We start from the raw sequence: 13,787 nt of genomic DNA, 5'->3' as shown, positions 1-13,787 counted from the left end.
TTGCTTGCTTATCCTTTAATTCTTTGTACGCTTATTATCTTTGTTTCTTTGCTCACTTTGCTCACTTTGCCTTTTCTGTGAGCACTACCCGTGCCAACACGGCGAAGTGATCGGATGCAAAGCGGCCGCCCCACGTCTGCGATATGGAAGCGTGTTGCAGTACTTTAAATTTCCCTTTCAGAAAAATATAATCGATCGGCTGATCATCCACTTCAGCAGCATGCCACCCGTTGAAAGTCCCGGTAGGACCGTAATGTGGCGTGGCGCTAATGCTTTTGCTATCGGTGAAATGCAGCGGGTTGCCGGTATTCATCACTACCTGTATCGGCTCATCATCGGGTGTGGCGTTGAAATCGCCGGTGATGATGGCCGGCGTGCTGCCGGCAATTTTATGTACCTGCTCCAACAGGAAACGGGCGCTTTCCCGGCGTGCCACTTTACCCATATGATCAAAGTGGGTGTTGAAATGATAGAATATCTTTTTGGTTTGTTTATCCCTGAACTTCCCCCATGTTACAATACGGGTGATGGCAGCGTCCCAACCTTTGCTGCCGGGAACGTCCGGCGTTTCTGATAACCAGAAGGTCGCTGTTTTGAGTAACTGCAGCCGGCTGGTATCGTAGAAGATGGCAGAGAACTCTCCTTTATCTTTCCCGTCTTCCCGGCCGCCACCGATAGATTTGTACCCGGGTAGTAAACGGCGCAGGTCTTCCATCTGATCAAACAGCGCTTCCTGTACACCCAGCGTATTCGCCTGATGAAACAATACTTCCGATGCTACTTTCTCTTTCCGGTAGGGCCATGCATTCAGACTGTCGCTTTTGGTGTTCAGCCGGATGTTGAAGGTCATCACCTGCAGCGGTGTCTGTGCCATCGCTGCGCCCATGAGCAGGCATAATAAGCCTGTCAGCCATATGTTTCTCATATTGTATCTGTTTAGCCGGTAAAAATATCAATCGCGCTGCTTTATGTCAAGCAGCGAGGGATGGATGGCATTTTTTAATGCTGTAAGCTGCTTATCCGCGGGTATTCCGGTTCAATTGCAGGATAAGGTCCGGATCGGGGCAGTTCTGCAGGTATTTGTCACGCTCGCTGTAGCGGCATACGCCGGGATAGTCGCCGCGGTAATGCATCATGTCTATGATCACCTGGAAATGCAGGTGTGGCGGCCAGCCGCCGTTTTCGGAAGGCGTTCCGAACCAGGCGAACTGCTGCCCGGCGGCAATGGGCATCTTCTCATAAAGTCCCTGCAGGTTGGAGATACTGAGATGACCGTATAAGGTATGGAACGTATAGCCGTCCAATTGATGCTGAAGGATAATAGTGGCGCCGTAATCCCCGAAATCGTCGTTGAAGCGGAAGCTATGCACATGGCCTTTGAGCGGGGCGGATACCGGCGTTTCTGCGGCACCCCATACATCAATGCCCAGGTGGAGCCGCCGCGGCTCTTCGCCGGCATCGAAATGAGGGCTCACTGCATAGATGGTACGGTGCTCGTTATACCCTCCTATACCGAGCCGGCAGCCGCTTTCGGCAAGGGTATGGGTGATATAGGAACAAAACCGGTCTATATTATTCAGGACAGGCCTGGTAAGGGTCGTATTGTTGGCGGTAAAATCCATGACCAGCAGCTGTTCGTCAGGATGAAGCAGCGTGATCACCGGTTGGAAGGTGGATTGGTGTTGTTTGAGGACCTCCTGTAACATATTTTGTCAGCTTAAACTGTACATCTAAATATAAATATTAATTTGTGTTTAAAATAATCAGTTACCCCGTGGTGTATCCTGTCTATGTGTCTGTTGGTTCCCTTCATCTTCCGTTGCACGCGATAACGGAGACGTTAGGGATGTTTATCGGTTTCCGCTATTTCCTTTTCCTGCGCCGGCGCCAGGGCGACCGGGTAGAGAGCAGTAACCGCATCTGGTCCATCATCGGGGCTACCTTCGGTGCTCTGCTGGGGAGCCGCCTGCTGGGAGCGCTGGAAAACCCGCCGGGACTGTTGCATGCTGATAACCTGCTGTTATATATCTACCAGAATAAAACTATTGTGGGAGGCCTGCTGGGTGGTCTGATAGGGGTGGAAACCATCAAGAAGGCGGTAGGGGAGCGGCAATCGACCGGCGATCTGTTTACCTACCCGCTGATACTGGCCATGATGATAGGCCGCATCGGCTGTTTCAGTATGGGCGTGTACGAAGAAACCTACGGGGTGCCTACCACATTGCCCTGGGGGATGGACCTGGGAGATGGCCTGCTGCGGCACCCGGTAGCGCTGTACGAAATTGTTTTCCTGTTGCTGCTATGGCAGCTGCTACGCATGATAAGCCGCCGTTATACACTGGTCAGCGGCGCCCGCTTTCAACTATTCATGATCGGGTACCTGTTCTTCCGTTTTATGCTGGATTTTATCAAGCCCGGCTACCGGTATGGCTTTGGCCTGGGCTCCATACAACTGGCCTGCCTGGCCGGACTGATTTATTATGCACCTGTTATTATTTCCCCATCACGATTAATTGAGAAACAATATGCCTGAGAAAAATTACACGTATTACGACTTTACGGTAAGCATCTGTAGCACCTGTCTGCGGCGTGTAGACGCGAAAGTGATCTTTGAGGACAACAAAGTATTTATGGTAAAGACCTGTCCTAGCCATGGCCGGGAAAAAGTGCTCATCGCCACCGACATCGACTATTACAAAAATACCCGCAATTATAATAAACCATCGGAGGCGCCGCTCAAAACCAATACCCGCACGCATTACGGCTGCCCGTATGACTGTGGGCTCTGCCAGGACCATGAGCAACATTCCTGTCTTTCGGTGATTGAAGTCACAGACCGCTGCAACCTTACCTGCCCCACCTGCTATGCCATGTCTTCGCCGCATTACGGCCGTCATCGTACGCTGGAAGAGATAGAGCAGATGCTGGACATCGTGGTGGCCAATGAAGGGCAGCCCGACGTAGTACAGCTCAGTGGTGGTGAACCGACGATCCATCCTCAGTTCTTCGAGATATTGGACATCGCCAAAAAGAAGCCTATCCGCCACCTGATGATCAACACCAACGGCATCCGCATTGCGAAAGACAAGGAATTTACCGCCCGGCTGGCGACGTACATGCCCGATTTTGAGGTATACCTGCAGTTCGACTCTTTCCGGCCGGAATCACTGGAACGTATGCGGGGGAAAGATCTTACGGACACCCGGAAGCAGGCGCTGCAAAATTTGAACGAAGCAAACCTCAGCACCACGCTGGTGGTGACCTTACAACGAGGCGTGAATGAAGATGAGATAGGCAGTATCATTGAGTATGCCCTGCAGCAGCCCTGTGTCAGGGGTGTTACCTTCCAGCCCGTGCAGGTAGCCGGCCGAACAGACGATTTTGATCCGGCCACCGACCGTATAACGTTAACGGAGGTACGTCAACGTATACTGGAACAATCTCCCGTTTTCAATGCCCACGACATCATCCCGGTGCCATGTAACCCGGATGCGCTGGCCATGGCCTATGCACTGAAAATTGACGGCAAAGTGTTTCCGCTTACACGTTTTGTAGATCCGGCAGTGCTGCTGAACAACAGTAAAAACACCATTGTATATGAACAGGACGAAAAGCTGCATCAGCATGTGCTGAAGATATTCAGCACCGGCATTTCCACAGATGCGGCAGCCTGCGATATGCAGTCGCTGTTGTGCTGCCTGCCGCAGGTACAGGCGCCGGGACTGGATTACAATAATCTCTTCCGGATCGTGATCATGCGGTTTATTGACGCCTATGACTTTGATGTGCGGGCTATTAAAAAGTCCTGCGTACACATTGTGCATAAAGACGGCAGGATCATTCCCTTCGAAACCATGAACCTGTTTTACAGGGATGATAAAGAGGAATATCTGAAGACATTACAGGAAGAAAGAGCATCTGTTCAGTTATAAACATTGCATATGAAACCTTTTGTAAGTAAACTATTGTGGCTGCTGGGAGTACCGCTGGTACTGGGACTGGCGATGCTGCTGGGGGCGAAGAGGGAATTTTGAGCGCTGGTTTGATGTTGATGTTCCTTACGCCTATTTACCTCGTGATCGGGTGTTTGCTGGCGATATTTTCGAAGGCCTATGCGGAATTCGGTAAGGCCATGGTGCTGGCTGCCGGCGTGATGCTGGTGGTGGGCTTGTCCACCTGCGGTATTATGCTCTCCTCGATGTAACGTTTGCAGATCAAATCCATGCTTATGCGCAACTTCAGATGGAAGACAGCCTATCTCACTGCGGTCCCGCTGCTAATTTTTTTCATTGCGCTGGCTATCGGCAAGGGCGATAACCTGGATACGGCGGGCATCCTGCTGGGATTGCTGGTAGCAGCCTACGGCATTGTCGGCGTAATGCTGCTGATAGCGGAGGACAGGGAAGAGGGGCTGGCGTTGTTGCTGTCGGGTTTTCTGATTATGCTGGTGGCGTTTATCACCGGGTGGATCATCCTGATGTAGGGATTTTTTGATGTACGATTTTTTGATTTTGTGAATAAAAAAGCGAAGACCAAAGCGGTTATTATCTGCTTTGGTCTTCGCTTTTTATCTGTTGGCGAAATCAAAAAATCGTACATCAAAAAATCCCTAAATAACCACGTTGATCATTCTGCCTTTCACGATGATCACTTTTTTAGGTTGTTTGCCTTCCAGCCATTTCTGCACTACTTCGCTGGCCAGCACTTCTTTTTCGAGGGCGCTGTTGTCGGCATCCAGCGGCAGGCCCATTTCCGTGCGCGTTTTACCGTTTACCGCGATGGGATAGTTGAAGGTGCTTTCTTTGGTATAGCTTTCGTCATACACCGGGTAAGCGGCATCCAGGATGCTGGTGGTATTGCCCAGCAGGTGCCACAGTTCTTCTGCGAAGTGCGGCGCATAAGGTGTCAGCAATATCAGCACCGGCTCCAGTACGGCACGTTTGTGGCATTTCAGGGTGGCGAGTTCGTTTACACAGATCATAAACTGGCTCACGGCGGTGTTATAGGAGAAGCTGTTGGTGTCGCCATCGATCTTGTTGATGGTTTTGTGTAATATTTTCAGCTCTTCCGGCGTAGGGGCGTCGTTGGTAACGATGAGCCCTTTGTTTTCGTCCGCAAAGAGGCGCCACAGTTTCTTGAGGAAACGGTGTACTCCCTCAATACCTTTGGTGTCCCAGGGCTTGGACTGCTCTACCGGTCCGAGGAACATCTCGTACATGCGGAAGGTGTCGGCGCCGAATTTATTCACCAGGTCGTTCGGGTTTACGGTGTTGAAGAGGCGTTTGCTCATTTTTTCCAACAGCACGCCACAAATATATTTTCCGTCTTCCAGGATGAAGGTGGCTTCTGCGTAGTCGGATTTCCATTTTTTGAATGCTTCGGTATCCAGTTCCACGCCGTCTACGATGTTTACGTCGACATGCAGCGGATCTGTTTCGTACTGGTCTTTCAGGCCATGAGAAACAAACTGGTGGGTACCGCGGATACGGTATACCAGTCGGGAGCTACCGCCAATCATACCCTGGTTGATCAGGGATTTGAAGGGTTCGTCGAATCCGATGTGGCCCAGGTCATAGAGGGCTTTGGTCCACATGCGGGAGTAAAGCAGATGGCCTACGGCATGTTCGGTACCGCCTACATATACATCCACCTGGTTCCAGTAGTCCGTGGCTTTACGGTCGGCAAAGGTGGTGCTGTTGTGCGGGTCCATATAGCGGAGGAAGTACCAGCTGCTGCCGGCGTAGCCGGGCATGGTGTTGGTTTCGCGTTTTACGCCGGGTGCTACGTTTACCCAGTCGGTGATATTGGCCAGCGGGCCTTCTCCTTCTTCTCCTGGTTTGTATTGGTCTACGTGTGGCAGTTCCAGCGGGAGGTCTTTTTCTTCCAGGGGGTAGGCAACGCCGTCTTTAAACACGATCGGGAAGGGTTCGCCCCAGTAGCGCTGGCGGCTGAAGCCGGCGTCGCGCATTTTGAAGTTGATCTGGCGTTTGCCGATCTTCATCTCTTCCAGTTTATTGATCACCACGTCCATGGCGGGTTTCATGTCCATGCCATCGAGGAAGCCGCTGTTTTGCAGGGTGGCGTCCTTGGTGGGATTGGCTTCTTCGCCGTTGAATGCATCCCCGATGATATTGGTGATGGGGATGTTGAAGTGGCGGGCGAAGCTGAAGTCACGCTGGTCGCCGCAGGGCACGGCCATGACGGCGCCGGTGCCATAGCCTGCCAGTACGTATTCCGCGGTCCATACCGGTATTTCGCGGCCGTTGAACGGGTTGATGGCGTATGCGCCGGTAAAGCAGCCGGTGATTTGTTTCACGTCTGCCATACGTTCTCTTTCGGAGCGGCTTTGTACGTATTCGAGGTATTTTTCCACCTCCGCTTTTTGTCCGGCGGTGGTGATTTGTTGTACCAGCTCATGTTCCGGTGCGATCACGATGAAGTCCACCCCGAAGATGGTGTCCGGACGGGTGGTATATACTTCGATGCGGTGATCGGAGCCTTTGAGGGAGAAGGCAAGTTCGGCCCCCTGGCTTTTGCCGATCCAGTTGCGCTGCATTTCTTTCATGGCATCGCTGAAGTTAACCGTTTCGAGGCCTGTCAGCAGGCGGTCGGCATATTCCGTGATGCGCAGGAACCACTGGCGCATTTTCTTTTTCACGACGGGGAAGCCGCCGCGTTCACTCACACCGTTGATCACCTCGTCGTTGGCCAGTACGGTGCCCAGGGCAGCGCACCAGTTCACTTCGGCGTAGTCGAGGAAGGCGAGGCGGTACTGCATGAGTACTTCCCGTTGTTCTTTTTCGGAGTAGCTTTTCCATTCGGCGGCAGTGAAGGTACGCTGACGGTCGCCGGGACAGGCGTGGCGGCTGTTGCCTTCCTGTTCGAAGATGGCCGTCAGGGTGCTGATGGGCTCTGCCTTTGCGTTGAGGCGGTTGTACCAGCTCTCAAACAGCTGCAGGAAAATCCACTGTGTCCATTTATAGTAGGATGGGTCGCTGGTGTTAACCTCGCGGTCCCAGTCATAACAAAAGCCGATATTGTCCAGCTGTTCCCGGAACGCCTTGATGTTCCGGGCGGTGGTCACGGCGGGATGCTGTCCGGTTTCCAGGGCGTATTGCTCCGCCGGCAGGCCGAAAGCGTCGTATCCCATGGGATGCAGTACATTAAAGCCTTTTAGCCTTTTATAGCGGGAGTAGATGTCTGTTGCAATATAACCCAGCGGGTGACCAACATGCAGGCCGGCCCCGGAAGGGTAGGGGAACATGTCCAGCACGTAACATTTGGGCCTGGGGCTGTCATTGCTTACTTTATAAGCGTGGGACTCCTTCCATTGCTGTTGCCATTTTTTCTCGATTGCCCTGAAATTGTATTCCATATCTCAATGTAGATGAACGGTAACTGTCCGGATATAAACAATACATCCGGTCTTTACCGCGTTATCAGTTATAAATTTAAAACCGGTTGATGCCGTTCCGGCAAAATAATGTTAAAAATATTAATACAGCAATGACATCCCCCAACATCTTTATATATTGCCGTTTTCTTAACATATATTGTCGCCAGTGACAGGTTCGACTGGCAAAATTAAACACATAACTACTAATTTTTATTATTTTCGCCGATAAACTGCAAGATTAATGGCGCAATCCGGGAAATCATCAGCAAAGAAGTCTAAACCGTCCTATATCTACTCCATTATCGGGGTAGCGCTGGTATTGTTTTCATTGGGCACCCTGGGTCTGGTGGTCATCCATGCCAGCAAGCTCAGCAAGTATTTCAAGGAAAACATTGAAATACAGGTGATTCTGAGAGATAATGTGAAAGAGAACCAGGCGACGGCCCTGCGCGACTCCATTGCACATAAACCGTATATCAAATCCATCGAATACGTATCGAAAGATGTGGCGGCAGAGCGCTTTAAGAAAGACTTTGGCGAGGATTTCATCCAGCTGCTGCAGTACAACCCACTGTATGCCAGCATCAACATCAAGGCCAACGCCAATTATGTGAACACCGACAGCCTGAAGGTCATCGAAAACAATCTCACCCAGCAGAATATCGTACGGGAGATATCCTATCAGCGCAGCCTGGTGCAGAAACTGAACGAAAACGTGAATAAAATAGGGATGGTGATCCTCATTATCAGCTGCCTGCTGGCGCTGGTGGTCATCTTCCTGATCGACAATACCATCCGCCTGGCGATGTTCAGCAACCGTTTCCTGATCAAAACCATGCAGATGGTGGGCGCTACCCGCTGGTTCATCGCCAAACCGTTCGATCTCCGCAGCATTGCCAATGGCGCTATCAGCGCGCTCATTGCCATCGCCGGCCTGCTGGGCATCCTGTCCTTTGCCGATAAAGCGCTGCCGGAGCTGAACGGATTACGCGATAACCTGATGATCGCCCTGCTTTTCCTCGGCATGATCGTCGTAGGCATCGCTATCTCCCTGTTCAGTACCCACCGCTCCGTGATGAAATACCTGCGGCTGAAACTGGACGATCTTTATTAATACAACATCATCTTAACTTATAAACACTATGGCTAAAGAAACGCTCAGATCAACTGTGACAAAAGATACCCAGGTGACCGACAGCCGGCCTATCTTTCCTAAAGAAAACTACAAATTTATGCTGGCAGGCATTGTGGTCATCGTTATCGGGTTCCTCCTTATGATGGGTGGCAACAGCAACGACCCTAATGCATTCAAGCCGGAAGAGGTGTACAGCTTCCGCCGTATCACACTGGCGCCTATTGTCATCGTACTGGGACTGCTGATTGAAGTGTATGCTATCATGGCCCGCCCCAAAACGAAAGAGTAATTTTGAGCCAACGATCATATAATGACAGCGATGATGCCCTCATCGCTTTTTTTATCACATTTTAACCATACTTGTTTTAATGAACTTCTTCCATGCTATCATTATTGCCATTGTGGAAGGGCTGACGGAATTTCTGCCTATTTCCTCCACAGGGCATATGATCATTGCCAGCTCCCTCTTGGGTATTAAAGACGATGAATTTACCAAACTGTTTGAAGTAGTGATACAACTGGGCGCCATCCTGGCCGTTGTGGTATTATACTGGCGGAAATTCCTTGTTTTCGATAAAAACAGGTTCAATTTCTACCTTAAACTGGTGGTAGCGGTGATTCCCGCCCTTATTGCCGGTTATCTCTTCAGCGATAAAATAGACCAGCTGCTGGAAAGCCCGCTCACCGTAGGTATCACCCTGCTGCTGGGAGGTTTCGTGCTGCTGTTTGTGGATAACTGGTTTCAGAAGCCAACGATCGATACAGACGAGAAAATGAGCATGTTCACTGCCCTGCGGATCGGTTTCTTCCAGTGCCTGGCGCTGATACCGGGCGTAAGCCGCAGTGCCGCCACTATTATCGGCGGTATGCAGCAGAAGCTTACCCGTAGCCAGGCGGCCGAATTCTCTTTTTTCCTGGCCGTACCTACCATGGCCGCCGCCACCGGTTACAAACTGCTCAAAGGCAGGGAGCTGCTGCTGGCGCATCCGGAAAACCTGAAACTGCTGCTGGTAGGTAATATCGTGGCTTTCATCGTGGCTATGGCCGCTATTAAGTTCTTCATCGGCACCCTGAAAAAGTACGGGTTTAAGATGTGGGGCTATTACCGCATCATCGTTGGCGCTATTATCATTGCCGCCATCCTGATGGGAAAACAATTATGATTTCATTCCCGGGACCCGGGGCTGCAACCGCGGACTATGTCGGGATAGCGTTATAAAACAAAGCGCCGATGATGTTATATCATCGGCGCTTTGTTTTATGAACATCTTCGCTTATCAGCGACAGTTGTAAAAATCGTGATCATCACCGTTATCCTTTGACCGCTAACAGCAGCTCCAGGTCTGTATATTTAAGTTTGAATTTTTCGCTGAGATGGTAGTTGGTCAGCGCTCCTTTGTACAGGTAAATCCCGTTTCTTACGCCGCGTTTGATCCATACCAGGTTTTCGAAACCACCGTCGTCGGCAGCTTCCACCAGCAGCGGCATCAGGACGTTGCTGATCGCTTCGGAGGCGGTGCGGGCAAAGCCGGACGGGATATTGGGTACACAATAGTGTACTACGTCATATTTTTTGAAAACCGGGTTCTCGTGGCTGGTGATTTCTGATGTTTCGAAACAGCCGCCGCGGTCGATACTCACATCCACGATCACAGAGCCGGCTTTCATGTTGCTGACCATTGCTTCTGTGACCACGATAGGCGTACGGCCGCTCTGCGAAGAGAGGGCGCCCACCGCCACATCGGCATTGCGTAATTGCTCCGCCAACACTTTGGGCTGTATCACGGACGTGAATACGCGCACTCCTATATTGTTCTGGAGCCTTTTCAGTTTATAGATATTGTTGTCAAACACTTTGACGGAAGCTCCCAGCGCCATGGCGGTACGTGCCGCAAATTCGCCTACAATGCCGGCCCCGATGATCACCACCTTGGTAGGGGGTATACCGGTAATGCCGCCCAGCAGGATACCTTTGCCTTTATTGCCGTTGCTCAGGTATTGCCCGGCAATAAGCATTACCGCGCCGCCGGCAATTTCACTCATCGCCCTTACAATGGGATAGGTGCCGGCATCGTCTTTCAGATTTTCGAAAGACAACAGGGTGATGCGTTTGTCCATCATCTTCTGCACCTGCGGCGCTTTCAGCGCGGCCAGGTGGATGGGGGAGATAACGATCTGGTGGGGATGTAAGAGTTCTATTTCCTCGTCGTTCAGCGGTGCCGATTTGACGATGATCTCTGCCTTGAAGACTTCCCTTTTGTCGTAAACGATTTCTGCGCCGGCCTCTGAATAGTCGGTGTCGTAATAATGTGAACCATCGCCGGCTTTATGCTCCACCACGATATGATGTCCGTGTGCAGCCAGGATGCTAACCGCGTCGGGCGTCAGGGCAATCCGGTTTTCCTGGAAGGAATTTTCTTTGGGTATACCGATAAATAAACGGGAATTTTTTTGTGGGATATCCAGCGTTTCTTCCAGAGGTGAATAAGTAAAGCCAGCACTCACTACAGGTTTTTGCCTTTGCTCCATAAATCGGTCAATATTGTTTTTCTGTATTTGTAAAGATACACTATTTGTCAGATGCGGAGATTTCGCGAAGTACCCTTTTTTGGTCGGGCAGTACCTCCAGCTGAAGGTGGATGGTATCGGGAGGCAGCAGGGGGGCTACTATGTCCGGCCATTCCAGAAAACTGATGGCATCCTGGTAAATCGTGTCTTCCACACCGGCGCTGATAGCGTCGTTTTCGTCCTTCAGCCGGTAGAGGTCCAGGTGGTAGATCCGTTGCGGTTTTCCCTGTGCATCGAGGTAACCGTATTCATTGATAATGGAAAAAGTGGGGCTGGCGGTGGCGTCGGCTACCCCTTTGGCCGCACATAAAGCTTTGATCATCGTGGTTTTACCGGCGCCCATGGGGCCGTTAAGCGTAAATACCTGTTTATCGCCAAAATAATCCCAGAAAGCACCGGCTACCTCCGGCAGCTGTTCCAGCGTAAATGTCCATTGCATAGGCAAATGTAGCGATTTATAGCTGTTTTTTCAGGCAGCAGCGATATGTTAAATCTACACGCTGTTGCATTAATATTTGACCAGCTTACCCTGCCATGGGGTAATTTTACAACCGGAAAAAAGGAGACACCATGACACCAGTTAGCTGTAAGGTGGAAGGCATGCACTGCACCAATTGTGCGCTCAGCGTATCCCGATACCTCGAGAAAAAAGGCATGGAAAATATCAACGTCAGCTTTGCGACGGAGGAGGTGAGTTTTACCGCCCCCGCCGGAGCCGATTCGGCTGAAGTGCTCAACGGCATCAACGATCTCGGTTTCCGTGTGGTAATGCCTGATCAGGCGCCGGCCAAAGTACCGGCCTACCAAACCCTGACTTTTAAATTTTTCTTTTGTTTAATATTTACACTGCCACTCCTGCTGCATATGTGGGTGGACTGGCACTGGCTGCATAACCCCTGGACGCAGTTCTGGCTGACCCTGCCGGTATTTCTCACCGGGCTGTGGCATTTTGGTAAAAGCGCCCTCCGCTCCCTCATGAACCGCATGGCCAATATGGACGTGCTGGTCACCCTCGGAGCTTCGGCGGCCTTCTTTTACAGCGTTATCGGTGCGCTCATCAACGGCAATCCCGACTATCTCTTCTTCGAAACGACGGCTGCCATCATCACCCTGGTATTCCTGGGGAACCTGCTGGAAGAAAAATCCGTCAGGCAAACCACCACCGCTATTGCGGAACTGGCCCGTATGCAGATCACCACGGCACGGCTGATCAATACCGACCAGGGGCACGAACATATCCGCGAGGTAGACAACCGGACGCTCCGTCCCGGCGACTGCGTGCTGGTTAACACCGGCGATAAAATACCCATGGACGGCACCATCTACTGGGGCAGCGCACATGTCAACGAATCCATGATCACCGGGGAAAGCGATCCTGTCAGCAAAAAAGAAAAAGACAAAGTGATCGGCGGTACCCTCCTGGAAGACGGCAGCATTAAAGTATACATCACGGCTACCGGCAAAGACACCGTGCTGTCTTACATCATAGACCTGGTAAAGCAGGCCCAGAGCGACAAGCCGCCCATGCAGCGGCTGGCCGACCGCATCAGCGCCATTTTTGTGCCACTGGTGCTGGGTATCGCCATCGTTACTTTCCTGGGATGGTATTTTATCGGTCACACCACCTTCGGCACTGCTATGATGCGCAGCATCGCCGTACTGGTGATCGCCTGTCCCTGCGCAATGGGACTCGCCACCCCGGCGGCTGTTATGGTCGGACTGGGACGTGCTGCGCGCAACGGCATCCTTATCAAAGGAGGGCATACCCTCGAGCTGTTTAAAGACATCAAACGGGTGGTATTCGATAAAACAGGTACGCTCACAACGGGCAAACTCACCCTCCGTGATTATCATACCACGATGGAAGACACTGCCTTCCGGCAGATCGTTTACAGCCTGGAAAAATACTCTTCCCATCCTATTGCACGCTCCGTGGCGGCCATGTGGAAACAGGCCGGAGAAGTGCCGCTGCAGCAGGTGCGGGAGCACAGGGGACTGGGCATGCGCGCCAAAGACAAAGAAGGCAACGAATGGCAGCTGGGATCCTTCCGCATGGCTGCCGGTCTGACTGATGACGATCATCATAACCTTTACCTGGTACGCAACGGCGCCCTCATGGGATGGCTCGATTTCGCAGATGAAATACGGCCGGAAGCGGCTATGGTGGTCCGGCAGCTGAAAGCCTCCGGTATACAGCCGGTGCTGCTCAGCGGCGATACTGCCCGTAAATGCGGGGAACTGGCCGCCGCGCTGGGTATTACCGAAGTATACGCCGAACAGTCGCCACAACAGAAACTGGAACAGATCGACCGTTTTATACAGCAGTCACCCACCGCCATGGTGGGCGACGGTATCAACGACGCGCCCGCGCTTTCCAAAGCCACCATCGGTATTTCGCTCAGCGATGCCACGCAGGTGGCCATGCAGAGCGCTAACGTGGTGCTGTTGAATAATAACCTGGGCAGTCTGCCGCTGGCGCTGGGACTGGGGAAACACACTTACCTGACTATCAGACAAAACCTTTTCTGGGCGTTTATATACAACGTGGTGGCCATCCCGGTGGCGGCGCTCGGACTACTCAATCCTATTGTGGGCGCAGGAGTGATGGGCCTTTCCGATGTGGTGCTGGCCATCAATTCTGTACGTCTGCGGTATAAACGGGTGGTAAGTGCGTCGTAAGTAGTAAAT

At 51.7% G+C, this 13,787-nt stretch carries 13 protein-coding genes; 8 read left to right on the top strand and 5 right to left on the bottom strand.

Annotated elements, in window-relative coordinates:
* Window positions 1-61 precede the first annotated feature (61 nt).
* Window positions 62-925, bottom strand: a complete 864-nt coding sequence (locus tag HF324_RS31375) for an endonuclease/exonuclease/phosphatase family protein (RefSeq protein WP_168807551.1) — start codon at window positions 923-925, stop codon at window positions 62-64.
* A gap of 91 nt (window positions 926-1,016) precedes the next feature.
* Window positions 1,017-1,706: a peptidoglycan DD-metalloendopeptidase family protein gene (locus HF324_RS31370; RefSeq protein ID WP_168807549.1), complete on the bottom strand. Its 690-nt coding sequence runs from the start codon at window positions 1,704-1,706 to the stop codon at window positions 1,017-1,019.
* 44 nt (window positions 1,707-1,750) lie between these two features.
* Here HF324_RS31370 and HF324_RS31365 point away from each other — a divergent pair, with 44 nt between their 5' ends.
* The 4 genes from HF324_RS31365 to HF324_RS31350 all read left to right on the top strand — a co-directional run bounded on the left by HF324_RS31365 (window position 1,751) and on the right by HF324_RS31350 (window position 4,483).
* A complete protein-coding gene (locus tag HF324_RS31365; RefSeq protein ID WP_168807548.1) occupies window positions 1,751-2,533 on the top strand; it encodes a prolipoprotein diacylglyceryl transferase family protein in 783 nt (260 codons plus the stop codon).
* The gene (locus HF324_RS31360) at window positions 2,526-3,932 is read left to right on the top strand and encodes a radical SAM protein (protein WP_168807547.1); all 1,407 of its coding nucleotides are present in this window, start codon (window positions 2,526-2,528) and stop codon (window positions 3,930-3,932) included. Before HF324_RS31365 ends, HF324_RS31360 begins: the two co-directional genes overlap by 8 nt.
* Window positions 3,933-4,045: 113 nt before the next feature.
* Window positions 4,046-4,204 carry a hypothetical protein gene (locus HF324_RS31355; protein ID WP_168861603.1) on the top strand — a complete coding sequence of 53 codons (159 nt, stop codon included), beginning with the start codon at window positions 4,046-4,048 and terminating at the stop codon, window positions 4,202-4,204.
* Between the two features lie 24 nt (window positions 4,205-4,228).
* Window positions 4,229-4,483 (top strand): hypothetical protein, encoded by a 255-nt coding sequence (locus HF324_RS31350; RefSeq protein WP_168807545.1) that lies wholly within the window; start codon window positions 4,229-4,231, stop codon window positions 4,481-4,483.
* 126 nt (window positions 4,484-4,609) lie between these two features.
* On the opposite strand, the gene leuS is transcribed toward HF324_RS31350, so the two are convergent.
* Window positions 4,610-7,375, bottom strand: a complete 2,766-nt coding sequence (leuS, locus tag HF324_RS31345) for a leucine--tRNA ligase (RefSeq protein WP_168861602.1) — start codon at window positions 7,373-7,375, stop codon at window positions 4,610-4,612.
* 262 nt (window positions 7,376-7,637) lie between these two features.
* Here leuS and HF324_RS31340 point away from each other — a divergent pair, with 262 nt between their 5' ends.
* The 3 genes from HF324_RS31340 to HF324_RS31330 all read left to right on the top strand — a co-directional run bounded on the left by HF324_RS31340 (window position 7,638) and on the right by HF324_RS31330 (window position 9,694).
* Entirely contained in the window at window positions 7,638-8,510 is an 873-nt protein-coding gene (locus HF324_RS31340; RefSeq protein ID WP_078670167.1) for a cell division protein FtsX, read from the top strand.
* Window positions 8,511-8,538: 28 nt separating this feature from the next.
* A complete protein-coding gene (locus HF324_RS31335) occupies window positions 8,539-8,820 on the top strand; it encodes a DUF3098 domain-containing protein (protein WP_168807543.1) in 282 nt (93 codons plus the stop codon).
* 79 nt (window positions 8,821-8,899) lie between these two features.
* Complete coding sequence (locus HF324_RS31330; RefSeq protein ID WP_168807542.1) at window positions 8,900-9,694, top strand: undecaprenyl-diphosphate phosphatase; 795 nt, start codon at window positions 8,900-8,902, stop codon at window positions 9,692-9,694.
* Between the two features lie 148 nt (window positions 9,695-9,842).
* On the opposite strand, the gene HF324_RS31325 is transcribed toward HF324_RS31330, so the two are convergent.
* Window positions 9,843-11,060, bottom strand: a complete 1,218-nt coding sequence (locus tag HF324_RS31325) for an alanine dehydrogenase (RefSeq protein ID WP_168807541.1) — start codon at window positions 11,058-11,060, stop codon at window positions 9,843-9,845.
* A gap of 40 nt (window positions 11,061-11,100) precedes the next feature.
* Entirely contained in the window at window positions 11,101-11,538 is a 438-nt protein-coding gene (tsaE, locus tag HF324_RS31320) for a tRNA (adenosine(37)-N6)-threonylcarbamoyltransferase complex ATPase subunit type 1 TsaE (protein ID WP_168807539.1), read from the bottom strand.
* A 131-nt stretch (window positions 11,539-11,669) separates the two neighbouring features.
* Between tsaE and HF324_RS31315 the strand changes: the two genes are divergently transcribed.
* Complete coding sequence (locus tag HF324_RS31315; RefSeq protein WP_168861601.1) at window positions 11,670-13,778, top strand: heavy metal translocating P-type ATPase; 2,109 nt, start codon at window positions 11,670-11,672, stop codon at window positions 13,776-13,778.
* Window positions 13,779-13,787: the final 9 nt, after the last annotated feature.

It is taken from the genome of Chitinophaga oryzae (assembly GCF_012516375.2).
Lineage (GTDB): Bacteria > Bacteroidota > Bacteroidia > Chitinophagales > Chitinophagaceae > Chitinophaga > Chitinophaga oryzae.
The sequence above is the reverse complement of the archived record's forward strand: the minus strand, read 5'-3'. Positions and strand labels throughout refer to the sequence as shown.

Coding starts and splice junctions, on each gene's coding strand:
- HF324_RS31375 (WP_168807551.1), bottom strand. CDS start 925: ATGAGAAACATATGGCTGACAGGCTTATTATGCCTGCTCATGGGCGCA.
- HF324_RS31370 (WP_168807549.1), bottom strand. CDS start 1,706: ATGTTACAGGAGGTCCTCAAACAACACCAATCCACCTTCCAACCGGTG.
- HF324_RS31360 (WP_168807547.1), top strand. CDS start 2,526: ATGCCTGAGAAAAATTACACGTATTACGACTTTACGGTAAGCATCTGT.
- HF324_RS31355 (WP_168861603.1), top strand. CDS start 4,046: ATGTTGATGTTCCTTACGCCTATTTACCTCGTGATCGGGTGTTTGCTG.
- HF324_RS31350 (WP_168807545.1), top strand. CDS start 4,229: ATGCGCAACTTCAGATGGAAGACAGCCTATCTCACTGCGGTCCCGCTG.
- leuS (WP_168861602.1), bottom strand. CDS start 7,375: ATGGAATACAATTTCAGGGCAATCGAGAAAAAATGGCAACAGCAATGG.
- HF324_RS31340 (WP_078670167.1), top strand. CDS start 7,638: ATGGCGCAATCCGGGAAATCATCAGCAAAGAAGTCTAAACCGTCCTAT.
- HF324_RS31335 (WP_168807543.1), top strand. CDS start 8,539: ATGGCTAAAGAAACGCTCAGATCAACTGTGACAAAAGATACCCAGGTG.
- HF324_RS31330 (WP_168807542.1), top strand. CDS start 8,900: ATGAACTTCTTCCATGCTATCATTATTGCCATTGTGGAAGGGCTGACG.
- HF324_RS31325 (WP_168807541.1), bottom strand. CDS start 11,060: ATGGAGCAAAGGCAAAAACCTGTAGTGAGTGCTGGCTTTACTTATTCA.
- tsaE (WP_168807539.1), bottom strand. CDS start 11,538: ATGCAATGGACATTTACGCTGGAACAGCTGCCGGAGGTAGCCGGTGCT.
- HF324_RS31315 (WP_168861601.1), top strand. CDS start 11,670: ATGACACCAGTTAGCTGTAAGGTGGAAGGCATGCACTGCACCAATTGT.